Annotated in this window: 15 protein-coding genes; 6 read left to right on the forward strand and 9 right to left on the reverse strand. The window is 72.8% G+C overall.

What is annotated here, in order from left to right; translation table 11 throughout:
- The first annotated feature begins 80 nt into the window (after positions 1 to 80).
- Positions 81 to 2,687 (forward strand): glycosyl hydrolase family 18 protein, encoded by a 2,607-nt coding sequence (locus AB0I21_RS04565; protein ID WP_360559060.1) that lies wholly within the window; start codon positions 81 to 83, stop codon positions 2,685 to 2,687.
- A gap of 45 nt (positions 2,688 to 2,732) precedes the next feature.
- On the opposite strand, the gene AB0I21_RS04570 is transcribed toward AB0I21_RS04565, so the two are convergent.
- The 3 genes from AB0I21_RS04570 to AB0I21_RS04580 all read right to left on the reverse strand — a co-directional run bounded on the left by AB0I21_RS04570 (position 2,733) and on the right by AB0I21_RS04580 (position 5,528).
- The gene (locus AB0I21_RS04570; RefSeq protein ID WP_360559061.1) at positions 2,733 to 3,584 is read right to left on the reverse strand and encodes an alpha/beta hydrolase; all 852 of its coding nucleotides are present in this window, start codon (positions 3,582 to 3,584) and stop codon (positions 2,733 to 2,735) included.
- A 27-nt stretch (positions 3,585 to 3,611) separates the two neighbouring features.
- On the reverse strand, positions 3,612 to 4,931 hold the full coding sequence (locus AB0I21_RS04575; protein ID WP_360559062.1) for a condensation domain-containing protein: 1,320 nt from the start codon (positions 4,929 to 4,931) through the stop codon (positions 3,612 to 3,614).
- A gap of 69 nt (positions 4,932 to 5,000) precedes the next feature.
- Positions 5,001 to 5,528, reverse strand: a complete 528-nt coding sequence (locus AB0I21_RS04580) for a hypothetical protein (protein ID WP_360559063.1) — start codon at positions 5,526 to 5,528, stop codon at positions 5,001 to 5,003.
- A 111-nt stretch (positions 5,529 to 5,639) separates the two neighbouring features.
- Between AB0I21_RS04580 and AB0I21_RS04585 the strand changes: the two genes are divergently transcribed.
- Positions 5,640 to 6,926 (forward strand): MFS transporter, encoded by a 1,287-nt coding sequence (locus AB0I21_RS04585; RefSeq protein ID WP_360559064.1) that lies wholly within the window; start codon positions 5,640 to 5,642, stop codon positions 6,924 to 6,926.
- 31 nt (positions 6,927 to 6,957) lie between these two features.
- Here the strand turns inward: AB0I21_RS04585 and AB0I21_RS04590 are convergent, their stop codons facing one another.
- Both AB0I21_RS04590 and AB0I21_RS04595 read right to left on the reverse strand, forming a co-directional pair.
- Positions 6,958 to 8,058, reverse strand: a complete 1,101-nt coding sequence (locus tag AB0I21_RS04590) for a hypothetical protein (protein ID WP_360559065.1) — start codon at positions 8,056 to 8,058, stop codon at positions 6,958 to 6,960.
- 108 nt (positions 8,059 to 8,166) lie between these two features.
- A complete protein-coding gene (locus AB0I21_RS04595; RefSeq protein ID WP_360559066.1) occupies positions 8,167 to 9,747 on the reverse strand; it encodes a DUF4139 domain-containing protein in 1,581 nt (526 codons plus the stop codon).
- A 189-nt stretch (positions 9,748 to 9,936) separates the two neighbouring features.
- Here AB0I21_RS04595 and AB0I21_RS04600 point away from each other — a divergent pair, with 189 nt between their 5' ends.
- Positions 9,937 to 11,700: a TerD family protein gene (locus AB0I21_RS04600; RefSeq protein WP_360559136.1), complete on the forward strand. Its 1,764-nt coding sequence runs from the start codon at positions 9,937 to 9,939 to the stop codon at positions 11,698 to 11,700.
- Between the two features lie 88 nt (positions 11,701 to 11,788).
- On the opposite strand, the gene AB0I21_RS04605 is transcribed toward AB0I21_RS04600, so the two are convergent.
- From AB0I21_RS04605 to AB0I21_RS04620, 4 genes are all read right to left on the reverse strand, one after another.
- Positions 11,789 to 13,945: an MMPL family transporter gene (locus AB0I21_RS04605; protein ID WP_360559067.1), complete on the reverse strand. Its 2,157-nt coding sequence runs from the start codon at positions 13,943 to 13,945 to the stop codon at positions 11,789 to 11,791.
- A 25-nt stretch (positions 13,946 to 13,970) separates the two neighbouring features.
- The gene (locus AB0I21_RS04610) at positions 13,971 to 14,816 is read right to left on the reverse strand and encodes a DUF4097 family beta strand repeat-containing protein (protein ID WP_360559068.1); all 846 of its coding nucleotides are present in this window, start codon (positions 14,814 to 14,816) and stop codon (positions 13,971 to 13,973) included.
- A 99-nt stretch (positions 14,817 to 14,915) separates the two neighbouring features.
- Positions 14,916 to 15,437: a toxin-antitoxin system HicB family antitoxin gene (locus AB0I21_RS04615; RefSeq protein WP_360559069.1), complete on the reverse strand. Its 522-nt coding sequence runs from the start codon at positions 15,435 to 15,437 to the stop codon at positions 14,916 to 14,918.
- Between the two features lie 60 nt (positions 15,438 to 15,497).
- Positions 15,498 to 16,091, reverse strand: coding sequence for a TetR family transcriptional regulator (locus tag AB0I21_RS04620; protein WP_360559070.1), 594 nt, complete (start codon positions 16,089 to 16,091; stop codon positions 15,498 to 15,500).
- A gap of 110 nt (positions 16,092 to 16,201) precedes the next feature.
- Between AB0I21_RS04620 and AB0I21_RS04625 the strand changes: the two genes are divergently transcribed.
- The 3 genes from AB0I21_RS04625 to AB0I21_RS04635 all read left to right on the forward strand — a co-directional run bounded on the left by AB0I21_RS04625 (position 16,202) and on the right by AB0I21_RS04635 (position 19,726).
- A complete protein-coding gene (locus AB0I21_RS04625; RefSeq protein WP_360559071.1) occupies positions 16,202 to 17,689 on the forward strand; it encodes an MFS transporter in 1,488 nt (495 codons plus the stop codon).
- 93 nt (positions 17,690 to 17,782) lie between these two features.
- On the forward strand, positions 17,783 to 18,190 hold the full coding sequence (gene yidD / locus AB0I21_RS04630) for a membrane protein insertion efficiency factor YidD (protein ID WP_360559072.1): 408 nt from the start codon (positions 17,783 to 17,785) through the stop codon (positions 18,188 to 18,190).
- A 102-nt stretch (positions 18,191 to 18,292) separates the two neighbouring features.
- Positions 18,293 to 19,726, forward strand: a complete 1,434-nt coding sequence (locus AB0I21_RS04635) for a family 43 glycosylhydrolase (RefSeq protein ID WP_360559073.1) — start codon at positions 18,293 to 18,295, stop codon at positions 19,724 to 19,726.
- Positions 19,727 to 19,837: the final 111 nt, after the last annotated feature.

The following is a 19,837-nucleotide window of genomic DNA, read 5'->3' on the forward strand; positions in this document are numbered from 1 at the left end:
CTCTTGCGCACCCTCGTCGATGCCGTTATACATCTAGGACACTTTACTGTTAACTTTATTAACGGTTGGCGGAGGGTTCTATGCGACGACGCACCCTGCACCTCTTGTCCGCCGCGACGGCGGCCCTCGTGGCCGCGTCCGCGGCGTTCTTCGTGACCACCGCCAACGCGGAGGTCGACCACGCTGCCTGCCGCCCGGACGGGCTCTACCCGACCGCGGGCGTCACCGTGCCGTACTGCAAGGTCTACGACACCAACGGCCGGGAGAACCTGGGCGCCGACCACGGCCGCCGGATCATCGGCTACTTCACCAGCTGGCGGACCGGCAAGAACGGCGCGCCCGCGTACCTGGCCAGCGACATCCCGTGGGACAAGATCACCCACATCAACTACGCGTTCGCGCACGTCGACGGCGCCAACAAGATCTCGGTCGGCACGCCGACGGCGGCGAACAACGCGGCGACGAACATGACGTGGCCCGGCGTCGCCGGCGCGGAGATGGACCCGGCCTACTCGTACACCGGCCACTTCAACCTGCTCAACAAGTTCAAGAAGCAGCACCCGGCGGTCAAGACGCTGATCAGCGTCGGCGGCTGGGCCGAGACCGGCGGCTTCTTCAACGACAACGGCGACCGGGTCGACTCCGGCGGCTTCTACCGGATGACGACCAACGCCGACAACAGCATCAACACCGCCGGCATCAACACCTTCGCCGACTCGGTCGTGACGTTCCTGCGCACGTACGGCTTCGACGGCGTCGACATCGACTACGAGTACCCGACGTCGAACGCGAAGGCCGGCAACCCGCTCGACTTCGCCCAGGCGGACGCGAAGCGGGCCGGGCTCAACGCCTCCTACCACCTGCTGATGAAGACGCTGCGGGAGAAGCTCGACGCGGCCGCCGCGGCGGACGGCAAGTACTACATGGTGACCGTCGCCGCGCCCGCCTCCGGCTGGCTGCTGCGCGGCCTGGAGTCCTACCAGGCGCTGCAGTACCTCGACTACGTCAACATCATGTCCTACGACCTGCACGGCTCGTGGAACCACTTCGTCGGCCCGAACGCGGCGCTGTACGACAACGGCGACGACGCCGAGCTGTCCCAGGGCGGCGTGTACGGCGCGTACTCCAACATCGGTTACCTGAACACGGACTGGGCGTACCACTACTTCCGCGGCGCGATGCAGTCCGGCCGGATCAACATCGGCGTCCCGTACTACACCCGGGGCTGGCGCGGCGTGACAGGCGGCACCAACGGCCTGTGGGGACGCGCGGCGCTGCCCGACCAGACGAAGTGCCCGGCGGGCACCGGCGGGGCCATCGGCTCGACGACCCCGTGCGGCAACGGCGCGGTCGGCATCGACAACCTGTGGCACGACGAAGAGCTCAACGCCGAGGTGCCGGCCGGCGCCAACCCGATGTGGCACGCGAAGAACCTGCAGGAGGGGCGGGCCGGTGACTACCTGGAGGCCTACGGGCTGACCCCGGCCACCGACCCGGAGGACCGCATCACCGGCACGTACACCCGCAACTACTCCAGCGCCCTCGTCGCGCCGTGGCTGTGGAACGCGCAGAAGCAGGTGTTCCTGTCCACCGAGGACGACCAGTCGCTCGGTACCAAGGCCGACTACGTCGTGAACAAGGGCATCGGCGGCGTCATGATCTGGGAGCTCGCCGGCGACTACGCGTGGGACGCGGCCCGCAACGAGTGGTACATGGGCAACACGCTGACGAACCTGCTCTACGACAAGTTCAAGACCGCCGCACCGTACGGCGCGAAGAAGGCCAACATCACGCTGCCGACGCAGACGCTCAACGTCGGCGTGCAGATGGGCGGGTTCGCGCTGGGTGACAACAACTACCCGATCAACCCCGAGCTGCGGCTGATCAACAACACCGGCGCGGCGATCCCGGCCGGCTCGCAGCTGGAGTTCGACTACCCGACCACCGCGCCCGGCAACCTCGGCCAGCAGTCCGGCTGGGCGCTGACCACCGTGTCGACCGGCCACACCGGCAGCAACGTCGGCGGTCTCAAGGGCGACTTCCACCGGGTGCGGCTCAACGTGCCGGCGATCGCCGCGGGCTCCTACGCCGAGGTGACGCTCAACTACCAGCTGCCGATCTCGGGCCCGTCGAACTTCACGCTCACCATCGGCGGCCAGACCTACGCGCTCGCCGCCGACTACGGCCGCGGCGGCACCGCGCCGACCGTGTCGCCGACCGTCTCCGGCACCGGCAACCCGTCGACCGGCACCTGCACGGCGCCGGCGTGGGCGGCGGGCACGGTGTACACCGGCGGGAACCTGGTGTCGCACAACGGCCACACCTGGAAGGCGCAGTGGTGGACGCAGGGTGACACCCCGGGCACCAACGCGGTCTGGGTCGACCAGGGCGTCTGCTCCGGCACGTCCCCGACCGCCTCGCCGAGCGCGAGCAAGAGCCCGAGCACGTCCCCGAGCACCTCGCCCAGCGCGAGCACGTCGCCGAGCAGGAGCCCGAGCACGTCGCCGAGCACGTCCACGGGCACCGGGTGCGCGGGCCTGCCGGTGTGGAACGCGGGCACGGCGTACAGCGGCAACACGGTCGTGCAGTACAGCGGCCGCAAGTACCGCGCGAAGTGGTGGACGCAGGGCGAGAACCCGACGACCACCGGCCAGTGGGGCGTCTGGGAGGACCAGGGCGCCTGCTGATGACCGGGTCGTGCCGGGCCCTTCGGTAAGGCCCGGCACGGCCCTTCAGGCGTGCGACATGGCGGTGGCGCCGATGAACTCCATCGTCGCCGCCACCACCTCCCTCGGGTGGGTCCACGGAATGCCGTGCGGGGCACCCCGCAGCGTGATGAGGCGGGCGTCGGGCAGCATCGGCTGCAGGCGCCCGCCCGTCGCCGCGTAGGGCAGGACGCGGTCCTGGTCGCCCTGCACGATGAGCACCGGCACGTCGATGCGCGGCAGGTCGGGGCGGAAGTCGGTCAGCCAGGCGGCGACGCAGTCGTGGGTGCCCTTCGCGGAGCCCCGCGCGCCGATCTCCCAGTGCGCCCGGAACGCCTCCTCGCTCACCAGCGTGCCCCGGTTCTCGTCCCAGTTGAAGAACGCCTCGCAGAACGTCGTGAGGTACGCGAAGCGGTCCTCCAGGATCGCGGCCTGGAAGCCGTCGAACACGCTCCGGTCCACGCCCTCGGGATTGTCGGCGGTCTTGAGCAGGAACGGCGCGAGCGGCGCCAGCAGCACCGCCCGCGCCACCCGCCGGGAGTCACGGGTGCCGAGGTAGCGGGTCACCTCCCCGGTGCCCATCGAGTGCCCGATGAGCACGGCGTCGCGCAGGTCGAGCTTCGTCATCAGCGCGTCGAGGTCGGCGGCGAGCGTGTCGTAGTCGTAGCCGGTCGACGGCTGCGACGAGTTGCCGAAGCCGCGGCGGTCGTACGTGATCACCCGGTGCCCGCTCGCCAGCAGCGGGATCGACAGCTTCTCCCAGGTGGCGCCGTTGAACGGGAAGCCGTGGATCAGCACGACCGGGCGGCCGGCGCCGTGGTCCTCGTAGTACAGGTCGATGGGGCCGGCGTTCTCCGTCCCGACGGTGATGTAAGGCATGCGGGTCAGTGCCCGTTCCCGCGCGGATTACGCCACCGGCTGGCCGGCGGCGTCCACGACGAACGCCTCCATCTCGTGCAGCAGCGCCCGCAGGTCCGGCAGGGACAGGAACCGGGTCTTGACGTCGACGGTCAGCTGGACCACGTCCGGCACGTCCTCGACGACGATCATGAGCTTCGGTCCCAGGGACCGCAGCGGCTCCTCCGACAACACCCGCGTCTCGGCGGGCACCGGCGCCGCCGGTCCGGCCGGCCGGGGGGTGCGCCGGTCGTTGTAGATGCAGGTGAGGTCGAGCTCCTCGCCGCGCTCCCGGCTGACCCGCTCGGTGAGCGCCGCGCGGGCCGCCGGGTCGTAGTAGGCGTACTTCGACGCGCTCATCGACGCCGTCCGGGCCCGGGCGATCGCCTCGTCGGGGCTCACCCCGGCGACGTCGAGGACGCACAGCCCGTCCTGGGTGATCGGGCTGACCACGTCGCGCAGCGCCGGCCGGAAGCGGTTGCTGATGATGTTGATCGCGACGAACGGGCCGGTGCCGGGCCGCAGCCGTTCGAGGCCGGCGGCGAAGGCGGCGAGCAGCACCCACGCCGGGTCCGCGCCGAGCCGGGCCGACACCGCCTCGGCGGCCAGGTGCATGACGCGGGACCGCCACCGCAGCCGGCAGAACACCGGCGCCCCGCGGTCGGCGGGGGCGTCGAACATCGACGCCGGGATGGCGCGCAGGTGCGACTCCCAGTAGCGCATCGCCGCGGCGGTCTGCCGGGTCATCGCCGGCTCCTGCTGCAGGCGGACCAGGTCGAGCGGCTGGGGCGCCTCGTAGGGGCCGGCCGGCTCGCCGGTGACCTGGTCTCTGCCGGCCAGCTCCCGCATCATCACGGCGACCCCGCCGAGGTCGGCGGCGATGTGGCACATCAGCGCCACCACGTGCGTGACGGCGCCGTGCTGCCGGACCACGCCCATGCGCAGCGGCCACTCGTGCTCGTAGTCGAACTTGCGCTCCCGCCACCGGGCGGCGAGATCCTCGGCGACCGCCGCCGGGTCGTCGTCATCGGCCGCGTCGAGCACCACCAGGGCGGTCTCGCCGGAGCCGAACACCTCCTGCGTCACCGTGCCGTCGTCCGCGAAGCGCAGCAGCGTCCGCATCGCCGCGTAGCGGCACATGAAGAAGCGCAGCTCAGCCGCGTAGTCCTCGGCGGTCCGCCCGCCGGTGACGGGCATCGCACCGCCCATGCTCATCGACGAGTCGATCTCGACCATCGCCGCCCACACCTGCCGCTGCCCCCAGGCCAGGGGGCCGGCACCGGCGCCGGGCCCCTCGAACCGCACGACGATCCGCGTCTCAGCATCCACGGAAGTTGATGTTGGCACAGGCGGCCGGGATTGAGATCCGCCGTTCGGTGACTGATGGCCGACCGGCCGTTACAGCGTCTCCGCCTCGGCCTGCGCGATCAGCTCCAGGGAGTCCTCCCGGCCGAGGCGCTGCTCGCACAGGTACCCGAACACCGACCATGTGGTGTCGATCACCACCTGCTCCGGGAACGCCGCGAGCTCGTCCTCGTGGCCGAGCTGGGCGCGGATGAGCGCCACCGCCGCGTCCTGGTCGACCTCGACGTCGCGGGCCATGACCGCGACGTAGTCGGCGATCGCGCCGGGCGGGGTGTCCTCGTCGAACAGGCTGCACACGGCGAGCCGGATCGCGGCGGCCAGGACCTCGGGGTCCTTGTCGGCGTGCCGGTCGTGCTCCTGCGACTCGTCGGCGACCTGCTCAGCCGCGTCGTGGTCCCCGTTGAGCAGCGCCGCCACCACGGCACCGACCCGCGACCGCGGCTGCCAGCCGTCGCCGTCCGCGGCCCCGTCCGCCACCGTGCTCTCCGCTGCGTGCTCCGCCGTGCCCACCGGGTCCACCGGCGTGCCCGCGGCCGTCTCACTCCCCCACTCACTCCCCATGACCATGACTGTAGCCAAGCGACGCTCTGGTCCCGACCGCGTTCCGCGGTTGAGGCGCCTCCTCATCGACAATCTTCCAAATAGACGGGGCTCAGGCCGTAAGCTGGCGCCATGGCTGTGACGGGCCGCCAAGTGCGCCGCCTCTACCTCACACTGGTGCTGCTCAACACCCTCGCCGTCACGTTCATCTGGGGGATCAACTCGCTGCTGCTGTTCGAGGCGGGGCTGAGCAACACCGAGGCCCTCGTCGCCAACGCGTGCTTCACGCTCGGCTACGCCGTGTTCGAGATCCCGACCGGGTCGATCGCCGACACGTGGGGGCGGCGGGCGTCCTACCTGCTGGGCGGCGGCACCCTGGCGGTCACGACGCTGCTGTACTGGCTGGCCTGGCGCCTGCACGCCGGGGTGTGGGTATGGGCGGGGGTGTCGGTCGTCCTCGCGGTCGGCTTCACGTTCTTCTCCGGCGCCACCGAGGCGTGGCTGGTCGACGCGCTACACCACCTGCGGTACGACGGCCGGCTGGAGCAGGTGTTCGCGCGGGGGCAGGTGGCGGCCGGGATCGGCACCCTCGCCGGTTCGCTCGGCGGCGCGTACGTGGCGCAGGCGACCGACGTCGGCGTCCCGTTCCTCGTCCGGGCCGCGCTGCTGCTGACGCTCACCATTGTCGCGTGGCGGGTCATGCACGACATCGGGTTCACGCCCCGGCGGGGCAGCGGGCCGGTGAAGGACGTGCGGCGGGTGCTGACGGAGTCGGTGCGGCACGGCTGGGGGCGGCCGGCGGTGCGCTGGGTCATGCTCGGCTCGATGCTCGCCGCCGGGGTCGGCTACTACGTCGCGTTCACCATGAAGCCCTACCTGCTGCAGCTCGCCGGCGACCGGCGCGCCTACGGCCTGCTCGGCGTCGCGGCGGCCGTCAACGCCGCGGCGCAGACCGTCGGCGGCCTGCTGGCGATGGCGTTCCAGTCGCTGTTCCGGTGGCGGATGTCGGTGGTCATCGCCGGGGTGGCGCTCAACGGCGCCCTGCTCGCCGGGTTCGGGCTGGCGGGTGGTGTACCGCTCGCGATCGCCCTCCTCGCGCTGCACAGCATGGTGTCCGCGGCGATCCTGCCGTCGCGGCAGGCGTACCTCAACGGCCTGCTGCCGTCGGACCGGCGGGCCACGGTGCTGTCGTTCGACTCGCTCGTCGCCAGCAGCGGCGGCGTGGTGACCCAGCCGGGGCTGGGCCGGGCCGCCGACCTGTGGGGCTACCCGACCTCGTTCGTGCTGGGCGGCCTGCTGCAGGTGATGGCGCTGCCGATACTGTTCCTGGCCCGCCGGCACGAGGCCCGCCGGCACGAGGTCACGGCGGCGACCCGGACCGAGCCGGCGGAGGCGGAGGCGGTGCCGCAGCGCTCGTGAAAGAGCGCACGCTCGGCACCCTCCGCCGCCGTCAGGTCGTGGCCGACACGACGGAGCGGACGTAGTCCTCGAACTCCACGACCGAGTCGCCGGTCCACACCATGCCGTGCTCGCGGATGATGAACCAGTTCGTCGACTTCTGCCGCAGCTCACGGAAGAACTGCCGGCCGGCGGCGAAGCGCCCGCCCTCGATCCGCGTGTCGGAGACGAGGTCGCGGTGGCGCCGGCCGCGGGTCAGCTCCCGGTGGTGGAAGTGCACGAGGAGCCGCGGCCGCCGGCCCTGCATGGCCATCAGGCCGCTCAGCATCAGGAACTCGGGCGCGTCGGAGCTCGGCAGGCGCTCCCCCGTGTAGGTGAGGCTCTGCGTCCCCTCGTCGAACGAGGTGATCAGGTCGTAGTCGGCGGCGGTCATCCGCGACTTGTCGGTGACCGTCTGGGACACCAGCCAGTGCCCGTCGTGCGTGAACATGATCGAGCCGTCGGTGTAGGGCTTGCGCTGCCAGAGGTGGTGGTCGCGGTGGATGCGGGCCAGCTCGGCGACCTCCCCGGCGTGCCGCACGCGCAGCCGGTCGAGCACGGCCCGGTCGCCCGGGTCGACGCTCTGCGTCGGGTGGTACTTGACCCGGACCGTCTCACCGATCGCGTTGGCGTGCACGTCCTGCCACGTGTTGGTGCGCAGCCCCCGGGCCAGGTCGAGGTGGTCGGGGTAGATCGCGTTGATGTCGAGGGCGTCGCACAGCTGCGGCACGACGGTGCGGGCCAGGGCGTAGTCGGGCCGGTCCTCGTGCGTCTCGGTCAGCGGGTACGCCGAGATGATGTTGGTCCTGGCGCCGGTCGCGGCGAGCGCCGCGAGGTAGTGCCGCTCCTCCGGCGACATCAGCAGCGGGTTCGTCGGCCCGTAGATGACATACGTGGCGCCGCCGGACACGTCCTGCGGCAGCTGGCCGTAGGCGAGGGGCTCGGCGGTCACGCCGTATTCGCGGTGCAGCGCACGGAACGCCGGCTGGATGATCTCCCGCAGCGCCCAGTCGCGGTGCGGTGAGGCAGGGTTCAGGACATAGCGGTAGCTCAGCTCAGCGATCGTGCGCTTGTACCGAAAGTCGTAGGCCCGCAGATCCGGGGCGGAAGTCATCGAAGTGACCACCCAGTGCACTGTACATCGACGGCCGGTGCCGCGCTCTCCTCCCGCTGGTCGCGCCGGCGCCGGCAGGTCGCTGCCCGGGCCGGCGCCGGCGGGTCGCTACTCGCGCCAGCCCGACAGCTCGGCGCCCTTGGCGGTCTCGACGCGGTAGCCGAGCCGCACCGTCTGGCTCTGCCCCTCGGGCACGACCAGGCGCCAGGTGAGGACGCCGAGGTCGGTGCGCTCCGCCGGCGGCGGCTCCAGGACGGTCTCCCGCACGGTGATCGTGTCGTGGCGGGCGACCGGCACCTGGTCGAGCACGGTGATGCGCACCGGGCGGCCCGTGTAGTTGCCGACGGTGGTGCGGTATTCGACCTCGCGGCGCCGGCTGGAGCCCAGCGTCGCCTTGGTCGCGGTGCGGCGGGTCAGCTCCCGCTCCACCCGGACCCGGTCGTCGAGGCCGAGCGCCAGCTCCAGCTCCTCCCCGGGCGCCCACGTCGACAGGGCGGTCTTGCTGACGAAGTCGGCCTCGTGGAAGACGGCCGCCTGCCCGGGCGGCAGCGTGTGCTGCGACGTGTTGGTCACCTTCGCCCGCAGGTGCACGTCGGTGGAGCGCGACGGCGCGACGACGTGGTCGAGCTGGCTGCCGAGGTCGAGCACCAGCACCGTCGCGCGGGACGTGGTGCCGTCGGCGGGCACCGGGACCGCGCGGGCCGGGCGGTAGGTGGCCGCGACCGGCCCCTCCTCGACCCTGGCCTGCGCGATCTCGACCTCCGCGAACCCGTCGAACTGCTCCTTCGCCATCGCGCGGGGCGCCGGGGCCATCGCGGGCGCGGGAGCGCCACCGGGCGCGGCGCCGTAGGCCGCGAACGACTGCATCGGCGGCATCGGCGGTGGCGGCATCAGCAGGTCGAGGTACCAGGGCTGCAGCTCGGGGATCGCGACGACGCCGGAGGGGCGGGCCGTCGACAGCGCCAGCTCGCACTCCGGCCAGTCCTCGCCGGTGTGCTGCTCGATCAGGCCGAACCAGGTCAGGCGCAGCGTCTCGCCGGTGAGCCGCACGTCGTAGGTGGAGCGCCAGCCGGCGTCGGGCACCTGGTAGGACAGGTCCAGCTGGACCGGCCCGGCCGCCGACACGGCGAGCGCGACGACCGCGTAGTGCGCGTCCGGCTCCCGTTTGCCCGACAGGTCCAGCAGCTGCCGGTCCAGGGCGGCGATCCGGTCGGCGGCCCGGGTGCGCCGGCGCTGCAGGTCGCGGACGCCGGCCAGGACCTGCGACAGCTCGCCGCCCATCGTGGCGGTGAACGCGGTGACCGTCTCCGCGGCGGCGTCGCCGGTGGCGAGGGCCCGCGCGTAGGCGCCGCTGGCCCGCTCGCCGAGGGTCGTCAGGAACGCCTGCCGCTGTCGCAGGACCGTCTCGGTGTCCGCGATCTCGGCCAGCTCGTCCTCGAGCGCGCGCCGCTCCTCCTGGACGGCCGTCACGGTGCCGTCGGACGGCTCGGCGTGGCGCTTGAGCACCACGTCGACGCCGAGGACGGTCGCCGGGCCGCGCCCGCTGACCCGGACCGAGTCGGTGTCCATGCCCATCGGCAGCGGGCCGATCTCGACGAGCTGCTCGCCGGCCTCGAGGGTGGCCTGGCCGCGCCGGGTGACGCGGGCCTGCCGGGGATAGACGGTGACCGCGACGATCTCGTTCTGCACCTCCCGCACGGTAACGCATGCCGTCACCACCGCCACCGCCGTTCGGGGCATGGCGGGTGACCGTTCCGGCCGCCGGCGCGCCACCGTTCGGCGCGGGTCGGCGACACGCCGCGCGGTGCGGCCGGGTTCCGCGGCGCGGTGGGTTCAGAATCGCCTCCCGCCCACCGGAAGGACCCTGTTGTGACGGTCATGCTGACCCTGCCGGCCAGCGCGGCGACGCGGTACCCGCTGCGGTACGCCGTCGTCGACGTGGAGACGACCGGCCTGCACGCGCCCGGCGACCGGGTGCTGCAGATCGCCGTCACGCAGATGGAGTCCGACGGGACCCTCGGGCAGGTCTGGTCGACCCTGGTCGACCCCGGCCGCGACCCCGGCCCGGTGCACGTCCACGGGATCACGCGCGAGCGCCTCGCCGGCGCGCCCCGCTTCGACGCGGTCGTCGGGCACCTCGCGCGGCTGCTCGACGGGCGGGTGCTGGTCGCGCACAACGCCGCGTTCGACTGGAAGTTCCTGGCCGCGGAGGCGCACCGGGCCGTGCACCGCCTCCCGGTCAGCCAGCGGCTGTGCACGCTCGCGCTGAGCCGCCGCCTCGACCTGCCGACGGCGAGCCTGTCCCTGGCGGCGCTCGCCGCGCACTGGGGCGTGGCACAGGCCCGGCCGCACGACGCCGAGGACGACACGCGGGTCCTCACCGAGATCCTCCGGCACAGCCTCGCCGCCGCCGACGCCCTCGCCGTCGACCTGCCGCTGAGCGCCTGCGACCCGGCCGCCACCGACCCGGTCTACCCGGCCCGGCTGCCGCGGCCCGTCTGCCCGTGGGCGTGGCCGGGCCGCTGGACGCAGGGCCGCCGCCTGATCCAGGGCGCGAAGGTCGCCATCACCGGGAGCACCGCGACGGCCCGGGACGCCCTCGCGGCCCGCGCGACCGAGGCGGGGCTCGACGTGATGAACACCGTCAGCGGCAGGACCGGCCTGCTCGTCACCAACGACGCGACCGCCACCACCTCGAAGCTGCGCGCCGCCGCCATGTACGCCGTGCCGGTCGTCTCCGAGGCCACGTTCGCGTCGCTGCTGGCGGACGTGGAGCCCGGGACGCCGAAGCCGGAGGCCGCCCGCCCCCGGGCCGACGTGCCGTCGCAGCGGGCCGCCGCACCGGCGGGGCCGCTCGCCGGGCGGTGCCTGCTCGTGCTCGGCGGCACCCACGCCGAGGCGGCGGAGGTCCGCAACCGGATCGCCGACCTGGGCGGGATCGCCGCGGTCAACCTGACGGCCCGGGTCAACGGCGTCGTGGCCCTCCCCGGCGCGGACAACGACCGCCGCTGGGCCACCGTCACCGCCCTCGCCCTGCCCGTCCGCACCCCGGACGCCCTCGAACCGCCGGCCGCCGCACCCGGTGCCGCGGCGGTCGAGCCGCCCGCGGCCGTCCCGGCGGTGGTCCTGTCCCGGGGCGCCGTCATCGACCTGCCCGACGACGTCGAGGACTGGACGGTCGCCGTCAGCTGGCCGGCGGGCGCGGGCGCCGAGGTGGACGTGGTCGCGTTCCTCACCGACCAGGACGAGCAGGTCCGCGCCGACGCCGACTTCGTCTTCTACAACCAGCCCGCCGCGGCGGACGGGTCGGTGGAGCTGACCCTCGACGTGCCGCACGAGGCGCTCGTCGACGTCCGCCTCGGCCGGATCCCCAAGGACGTCACCCGGATCGTGCTCGCCGCCGCCATCACCGGCACGCACACGTTCGGGGACCTCGGACCCGTCGAGTTCGTCGCGCGGGCCGGCGACGGCGCCACCCACGCCCGCGCCACCCTCGACGCGGCCACCACCGAACGCAGCCTGCTGCTCGCCACCGTCTACCGGCGCGACGGCCGGTGGCGGCTGCGGGCGATCGGGCAGGGGTACGACCACGGCCTCGCCGGGCTCGCCACCCTGCACGGCGTCGCCGTCGACGACGACTGACCCCCGCGTCGACGACGGCAACGGGGCGGCACCACCCCGGACGGTCGGGTCCGGGGCGGTGCCGCCGCTGCCGTTCGCCGCGCTCTGGTCAGTGCGACCCGGCCGGCGCCTCCTGGCGTTTGCCGAGGTCGACGGCGGTGGTCCGGGCGGCGTCGCCGTGCCCCGGCCACCAGGCGGCGTGCCCGAGCAGCGCGGTCAGCGCCGGCACCAGGAACATCGACATCACGAACGCCGACAGCAGGATGCCGGCCGCCACCGAGAACCCGATCTGCCGCAGGAACGACACCGGGGCGAGGGCGAGGACCGCGAACGTGCCGGCGAGGATCAGGCCGGCCGCGGCGACGGACGGGCCGGCGTGCCGGACGGCGAGCGCCGCGGCGGCCCTGGGCTCGTTGCCGGCCCGCGCCTCCTCCCGCAGCCGGGCGATCATCAGGATGTTGTAGTCGGTGCCGATCGCCAGGACGAACAGGTACAGCACGATCGGCAGCTGGAACGTCACCCCCGGCCGCCCGGCGAGGCTCTGGAACAGGTAGATCGCGGCGCCGAGGGTGGCGGCGAAGTTGAGCAGCACCGCGACCACCAGGTAGAGCGGCGCGACGACGCTGCGCAGCAGCAGGCCGAGGATGACCGCGATGAGCAGCGCCGCCACGGGCAGGATCACCGACAGGTCGCGGTTGTTGGCGGCGTTGATGTCCGCGTAGATCGCCGTGGTGCCGCCGACGAGGACCTTCGTGCCGGGCGGCGCGACGGCGTGCAGGTCGGCGCGGAGGTGGTCGTGGACCAGGTCGATCGCCTCGTTGGAGGCCGGGTTGACCGACAGCAGCAGGGCGAAGCGGGCCACGGTCCCGCCGGCCGCGGTGACCGGTGGCTGGACGCCGCCGACCCCGGCGACCTTGGCCGCGGCGGCGCCGAACCGGTCGAGCTGCGCGGGGGTGAGCCGGCTGCCGTCGCCGGTGGTGAGGTACGCCTCGGTCGGGTCCAGCGCGCCCTGCGGGAAGCCGCGCTCCAGGTCGGCGGCGGCCTTCGCCGACTCGGTCGTGCTCGGGAAGCCCGCCGCGAAGTCGTAGTCCGCCTTGTACAGCAGGACCCCGCCGGCGAGCGCGACCAGCACGGCGCCGGAGGCGATCGCCGCGACCGCGGGCCGGCGGCCGAGCGCCGCGCCGATGCGCAGGAACGCGGTGCCCTTCGGCTCGCGCCGCCATGCCTTCGACGGCCAGAACGTCGCCGGGCCGATCAGGCTCACCAGGGCCGGGATCAGGGTCAGGCCGGTGACCAGCATGACGAAGACGGCGATGGCGAGCGCCGGGCCGAGCGAGCCGAACCCGCCGAAGCTCGCCAGCAGCAGCACCAGGAAGGCGACGATGACGGCGGCCGCGGCCGAGGTGATGACCTCGCCGACCCGGGCGACGGCGTGCACCATCGCGGTCTTGCGGTCCTCGCCGGCGCGCAGCCGTTCGCGGTACCGGAAGAGCAGGAACAGCAGGTAGTCGGTGCCGATGCCGTACAGGACGATCAGCAGCAGCGTCTGCAGGCTCTGGTCGACGTTGAAGCCGAACGCCTTGCCGGCGGCCGCGATCAGGTTCGACGACACCTGCAGCACCACGCTGATGACGACGATCGGCAGCAGCGCGGCGATCGGGCTGCGGAAGATGATGAGGATCAGCACGATGATCAGCGCGAACGTGGCGGCGCCGACGACCGCGAACGCGGTGTTGAACGTGTCGTTGTTGTCGACGACCTGGGCCACCTGCCCGGCGACGCCGGCGCTGAGCCCGGTGCCGGCGAGGTCGGCCTTGATGACGTCGCGGGTCCCGGTCACCGCGTCCAGCTGCCCCTGCGCGTCGGTCAGGGCGGCGGTGATGGGCACGGTGACGAGCTGCACCAGGCCGTTGGGCGCGACGGCCTGCGGGCCGGTCTGCGCCTTGCCGATCCCGGCGACGTGCGCGCCGTCGATCGCGGTGGCGAGGGCGCCGACCCGGGTCTGGTCGGCGGCGGTCAGCGGCCCGCCGTCGGCGCGCTTCACCACGACGATCGCGGTGGACGTGGCTTGCTCCGGGAACGCGGCCTTGGCGAGGTTGATCGCCTGCACGGACTCGTAGCTGTCGGGCAGGAAGCTGCCCTGGTCGCCGCTGGTGATGTCGGAGAGGCCCGGCAGCAGGCCGATGATCAGCGCCGCGCCCACGAGCCAGCCGGCGATGACCCACCAGGCGCGCCGGACGACGAACTTGCCCCATCTGTCGAACATGGCGGTTCCTCCACTGCGAAAGAGGTCAGGAGCGGCGGACGGTGATGTCGCCGTACGTGGTACGGCCGCGGACCTCGACCGTCTCGTCGGTGGGCTCGGGCTTGGTGGCGCTGTCGAGCAGGTTGTGCACGCGGCCGAAGCCGGTGGTGACGTCGAGCCACGCGGCCGTGCCCTCGGCGATCCCGATCTCCAGGTCGCCCATCGCGGTGCCGAGGACGACCGAGCCGCGGGCGATCTCGCCGAGGCGGATGGCGCCGTTGGAGGTCTTCGCGTCGACGCCCGCGCCGGCCCGCTCGACGGCGATGTCGCCGTTGGCGTTGCGCACCCGTACGTCACCCGCGGCGGACGCGATGGTGGTGTCGCCGTTGGAGTTCTTGACCACGGCGCTGCCCCGCACGTCGCCGACGCGGACCTTGCCGGTGCCGGTGTGGATCTCGGCGTTGCCGGCGACCCCGCCGACGGTGACGTGCCCGGCCGCCGTGTCCAGGCGCAGCGGGCCGGTGTCCGCGAGCGAGACGTTGCCGGCGCCGGTCCGCACGCGGCACTCGCCGAGCCGGCCGTCGCCGCGGACGCCGCCGACCTGGAGCTCGGTGGACACCTGCGAGCCGCTGGGCAGCTCGATCGACACGTCGACCGACCTGGTCCTGCGGGAGAAGTCGAACAGCCGCGACCTCGGGCCGGTCACCCGCAGCACGCCGTCGGTGTAGTCGACCCGGACCTGCTTCGAGGCCTGCACGTCGGACTCGTCGGCGTCGTTGCTCGGGCGGACCTCGACGACGGTGTCGGTGCGGTCGCTCGCGACGATGCGCACGTCGCCGACGCCCAGCTCGACAGTGACAGTGATCGATTCGGGGGTGGTGAACGTTGGCATGGTGATCCCCACATCTTGGGTAGGTGAGCCGTTTGCGCTGCTCAGCGCGGTTGGGCCGGCTCAGTGGTGGTGAAGGGCGGTGACGAGGAGCGGCGCGGGCTAGCGCACCCAGCCGGTGAGCGCCTGCCTGGCCTGCGGCGCGGCCGCGGCGGGCTCGGCGCGCGGGTCGGACCGCTGGAGCGCGGCGGCGGCGGCCCGGCTCAGCCAGGCGTTGACCGAGCGGCCCTCCTTCGCGGCGGCCTCCTCGATCGCGGCCTTGAGCTGCTCGGGCAGCCGGACGTTGATCCGCGCGGCCGGGCCGTCCTCGGCGAGGAGCGGCTCGGCCGCCGCCAGGTCCGCCGTCGCGGTCTTGGCGTCGGCCGGGACCGGGGCCGGGGCGGGCGGCAGGGTCACGACGAAGTTCGGGTCGCGGCCCCGCAGCCGCAGCTCCACCGAGCCCGGCGCGAGGTCGAGGGTGATCTCGTCGGCGGCCGCGGACAGCGCCTCGAGCAGCGTCATGCGGATCGCCGACTCGAGCGGCCCGGTCAGCCGCTCGACCACCGCACGCGCCTCCTCCCCGCCGGCCTCGGCGAGGGTGGCGAACTCACGTCCGAGGTTGGCCACATACGAGTTCAGGTCCATGGCACAACTATGGCACGCGCGTGGCACACGAGCAAGCCATCGTGTGCCAAAGTGGCACACTCAGGCGTCGCGCGGTGCCATGAGGGCAGTGAACATGTCGGTGAGGGGGCCGACGAGGTCGTCCTGGCCTGCGGAGGCGAGCGGCTCGAGGGCGGTCGAGGCGCGCAGCAGGGCGATGCCGATGGACGCGGCAAGGGCCAGCTGGGCCCGCAGGATCCCGGCGTCGTCGGGTCGCAGGCCGGCGGCCGCCGTCATCTTCTCGGCGAAGCGGCGCAGGATCTCCACCCGGATCGCCTCGGCCTTCTCGTCGCCGGAGGAGCGCAGCAGCAGGAGCAGCTGCGTGCGGTGCTGGGCGGCGTGCGGGCCGGCGAGGCGGGCCGCGATGTCGTGCGGGATCCGGTCCAGCGTCACGTCGCCGACGGTGCGGCCGAGCTCGTCGCCGACCCCCGCCAGGCACGCCTCGAACAGGCCTTCCTTCGACGTGAAGTACCGGTTGATGAGCGCGACGTTGACGCCCGCGTCGGTGGCGATGTCCCGCACGGTGGCGGCCGTGTACCCGTCCGCGGCGAACCGGCGGCGGGCCGCCTCCAGCAGCAGCCGGCGGGTCGCCGCGGCGTCCCGGCGGCGCACCCCGGTCGCGTCCTCACTCGTCACGCCACCAGGGTAGACGCCGTCCGGTGTGACGTAAACGATTGTTGACTTAGCTCGCGGGCCGCCCATACTTGGCAAGTCAGCAATCGTTTACATAGCGCCGCGAGGACCTCATGACGCGAACTCTGGAACCGCCGGCCACCGCCCGGCACGCCAACAGCACGCTGCTGGTGGTCTACCTGTCGCTGGGCGGCCTGGCCTTCGCGGTGCTCCAGTCGCTGGTGGCGCCCGCGATGTCAACCATCGCCCGCGACCTGAACGCCTCGACCGCGGACATCAGCTGGATCCTGACCGCATACCTGCTGTCGGCCTCCGTGTTGACCCCGATCCTCGGCCGCCTCGGCGACATGGCCGGCAAGCGCCGCGTCCTCATCGGCGTCCTGGCCGTGCTCGCCGCCGGCACCCTGCTCGCGGCGCTCGCCCCGAACCTCGCGGTGCTCATCGTCGCCCGCGCCATGCAGGGCGCCGCCGGCGCGATCCTGCCGCTGTCCATCGGCATCGTCCGCGACGAGCTCCCCCGCGAGAAGGTCGCCGTCACCGTCGGCCTGCTGTCGGCGATCTTCGGCGTCGGTGCCGGTGTCGGCATCGTCGGCGCCGGGCCGATCGTCGAGCACCTGTCGTGGCACTGGCTGTTCTGGCTGCCCCTGGTGCTGGTCGTGGTGGCGCTCCTCGGCGCGATCTTCGGGATGCCGGAGTCGCCGGTGCGCACCCCGGGCCGCCTCGACGTGCTCGGCGCCGGGATCCTGTCCGTGTCGCTGGTGTCGCTGCTGCTCGCGATCAGCAAGGGCCAGTCGTGGGGCTGGACCGACGGCAAGACCATCGGCCTGCTCGCGCTCGGCGTCGCCACCCTCGTCGGCTTCGTGCTGGTCGAGCTGCGGGTGAAGGAGCCGCTGGTCGACATGCGCCTGATGTCGATCCGCGGCGTCTGGGCCACCGACCTCGTCGCCCTGATCCTCGGCTTCGCGATGTTCGGCACGTTCCTGCTCGTGCCGACCCTGCTGCAGCTGCCCGCCGCCACCGGCTACGGCTTCGGCAAGTCGGTGTCGGAGTCCGGCCTCTTCCTGCTGCCGACGGTCCTCATGATGGTCGTCTTCGGCCCCATCGCCGGCCTGCTCAACCGCCGCTTCGGCCCGAAGGTCCCGATGTTCCTCGGCGCCGCCGCGGTCGTCGCCGCCTTCGCCCTCCCGGCCGTCGCCCACGGCGCCGTCTGGCAGGTGCTCGCCTCGGGCGTGCTCACCGGCGCCGGCATCGGCCTGTCCTTCGCCGCCATGTCCAACGCCATCATCGAGAGCGTCCCGGCCGCCCAGACCGGCGAGGCCAGCAGCGTCAACACCATCGCCCGCACCATCGGCAGCAGCATCGGCACCGCCGTCGTGGCCGCCGTCATCACGTCCAAGAGCACCCCGCAAGGGCTGCCGACCGACGCCGCCTTCACCGCCGGCTTCTGGGTCTGCGCCGGCGTCGCGGTCCTCGCGGTCGTCGCCTCGCTCGCCCTGCCGTCCGCGCACCGCCGCCACGAGGAGGCCGTCGCCGCCGGCGTCAAGGACCTGCCCCCGGAGCCGGCCGAGCTGCACCTGCCCCACCTGCACAGCCGCGGCTGAGCCCGCGCCGTGCCCGCCTGACGGGCGGGCACGGCGACGGACAGCTGACAGCGGGGTTGATCGACGTTGCGGGGGCACGACACAATGCCGCGCGTGGAGACGGAGAACGAGGGCCAGCGCAGGTCGAAGTGGTACGACGGATGCGACGGCCTCAGCGGCTGCGACGTGCCGGGCTGCGACGGGTGCGACGTGCCGGGCTGTGACTGCAACTTCATGCTGGGCACGATGCTGCTCGGCACGATGGCGATCAGCACGCCGACGAGGAAGCCCCGGGCGACCGCCAGCGGGCCGGGGCGGGCCGGCATGGTGGCCATCCGCGGGTATCAGCGCTGGCTCTCGCCGCACCTGCCGACGCGGTGCCGGCAGATCCCGACGTGCAGCAACTACGGCATGGAGGCGGTGCGCCGCTACGGGCTCGTCGTCGGCTCGCGCCTGACGGCGGCCAGGATCCGCCGGTGCAACGCGTCGACCCCGCGGGGGACGGTCGACCAGGTGCCGTAGCGGGCGGCCGTGTTCGCGCTCACAAAGGCAATCGTCCCGATGGTTGACAACTGCCGATGTGAGCGCAAACATGGCGTACCCCCGCCGCCACGAGGAGCCCTCATGCGCAGACGCCTGCTCGCGATCCTTGCCGCCCTGATTGCCACCTCCGCCGCACTGGTGGCCACGCCGCAGGCCGCCGCTGCGTCGCCCGCCGTGCAGTTCACCAACCCGCTGGTCAACCAGCGCGCCGACAGCCAGATCGTCAAGCACACCGACGGGTACTACTACTTCACCGCGACCGTCCCCGAGTACGACCGGATCGTCCTGCGCCGGGCGACGACCCTGCAGGGGCTGTCGACCGCGGCCGAGACCGTCATCTGGCGCAAGCACTCCAGCGGCGTCATGGGCGCGCACATCTGGGCACCGGAGATCCACTTCATCGACGGCAAGTGGTACGTGTACTTCGCCGCCGGCGCGACCGACAACGTCTGGGCGATCCGCATGTACGTGCTGGAGGGCACCGGCGCGAACCCGCTCACCGCGACCTGGACCGAGAAGGGCCGCATCACCACCGCCTGGGACACGTTCGCCCTGGACGCCTCGACGTTCGTCGCGGGCGGCGTCCGGTACCTGATCTGGGCGCAGTCCGAGCCCGGCATCGCGACCAACTCCAACGTGTACATCGCGCGCATGAGCAACCCGTGGACCATCACCGGCACGCCGGTCCGGATCGCGACGCCGACCCTCGACTGGGAGAAGCGCGGGTACGCGGTCAACGAGGGCCCGACCGTCATCCAGCGCAACGGGAGGATCTTCCTCACGTACTCCGCCAGCGCCACCGACGCGAACTACTGCCTCGGCCTGCTGACGGCGTCCGCGTCGGCGAACCTGCTCAGCGCGTCGTCGTGGGTGAAGAGCCCGCAGCCGGTCTTCACCAGCAACGCGTCCACCGGCCAGTACGGCCCGGGCCACAACTCGTTCACGACGTCGGAGGACGGCCAGAGCGACATCCTCGTCTACCACGACCGCAGCTACCGCGACATCAGCGGCGACCCCCTCAACGACCCGAACCGCCGCACCCGCGTGCAGAAGCTGTACTGGAACGCCGACGGCACCCCGAACTTCGGCATCCCGGTGCCCGACGGCGCCACGCCGGTGCGGCTGCAGTCGTACAACGCCGCGGGCAGCTTCGTGCGGCACTACAACTTCCGGGCCCGCATCGAGGCGAACGTCACGCCGCTCGCCGACGCGCAGTTCCGCATCGTGACCGGCCTCAACGGCGGCGGCACCGTGTCGCTGGAGTCGACCAACTTCCCCGGCTACTTCCTGCGGCACAAGAATTACGAGGTGTGGGTCGAGCGCAACGACGGCTCGGCGACGTTCAAGGCCGACGCCAGCTTCTTCCGCCGGGCCGGGCTCGCCAGCAGTACGGCGGTGTCGTTCGAGTCGCAGAACTTCCCCGGCCGGTACGTGCGGCACAGCGGCGCCGACCTGTTCCTGCAGACCGCCACCGACGCGACGAGCCGCGCCGACGCCACGTTCACCCTCGACTGAGCGCGACGCACGCTCCGGCGCTCCGGCGCTCCGGCGCTCCGGCGCTCCGGCGCTCCTGGAGCGCCGGGGCGCCGAAAAACCGGTTGCCGCGGCCGGCGGGCTCCAACGATC

Source organism: Dactylosporangium sp. NPDC050588, from assembly GCF_040654975.1.
Lineage (GTDB): Bacteria > Actinomycetota > Actinomycetes > Mycobacteriales > Micromonosporaceae > Dactylosporangium > Dactylosporangium maewongense.

What these genes read in the sequence shown, in the direction of transcription:
- AB0I21_RS04565 (WP_360559060.1), top strand. Translation starts at nt 81, where the DNA reads ATGCGACGACGCACCCTGCACCTCTTGTCCGCCGCGACGGCGGCCCTC.
- AB0I21_RS04570 (WP_360559061.1), bottom strand. Translation starts at nt 3,584, where the DNA reads ATGCCTTACATCACCGTCGGGACGGAGAACGCCGGCCCCATCGACCTG.
- AB0I21_RS04580 (WP_360559063.1), bottom strand. Translation starts at nt 5,528, where the DNA reads ATGGGGAGTGAGTGGGGGAGTGAGACGGCCGCGGGCACGCCGGTGGAC.
- AB0I21_RS04585 (WP_360559064.1), top strand. Translation starts at nt 5,640, where the DNA reads ATGGCTGTGACGGGCCGCCAAGTGCGCCGCCTCTACCTCACACTGGTG.
- AB0I21_RS04590 (WP_360559065.1), bottom strand. Translation starts at nt 8,058, where the DNA reads ATGACTTCCGCCCCGGATCTGCGGGCCTACGACTTTCGGTACAAGCGC.
- AB0I21_RS04600 (WP_360559136.1), top strand. Translation starts at nt 9,937, where the DNA reads ATGCTGACCCTGCCGGCCAGCGCGGCGACGCGGTACCCGCTGCGGTAC.
- AB0I21_RS04605 (WP_360559067.1), bottom strand. Translation starts at nt 13,945, where the DNA reads ATGTTCGACAGATGGGGCAAGTTCGTCGTCCGGCGCGCCTGGTGGGTC.
- AB0I21_RS04610 (WP_360559068.1), bottom strand. Translation starts at nt 14,816, where the DNA reads ATGCCAACGTTCACCACCCCCGAATCGATCACTGTCACTGTCGAGCTG.
- AB0I21_RS04615 (WP_360559069.1), bottom strand. Translation starts at nt 15,437, where the DNA reads ATGGACCTGAACTCGTATGTGGCCAACCTCGGACGTGAGTTCGCCACC.
- AB0I21_RS04625 (WP_360559071.1), top strand. Translation starts at nt 16,202, where the DNA reads ATGACGCGAACTCTGGAACCGCCGGCCACCGCCCGGCACGCCAACAGC.
- AB0I21_RS04635 (WP_360559073.1), top strand. Translation starts at nt 18,293, where the DNA reads ATGCGCAGACGCCTGCTCGCGATCCTTGCCGCCCTGATTGCCACCTCC.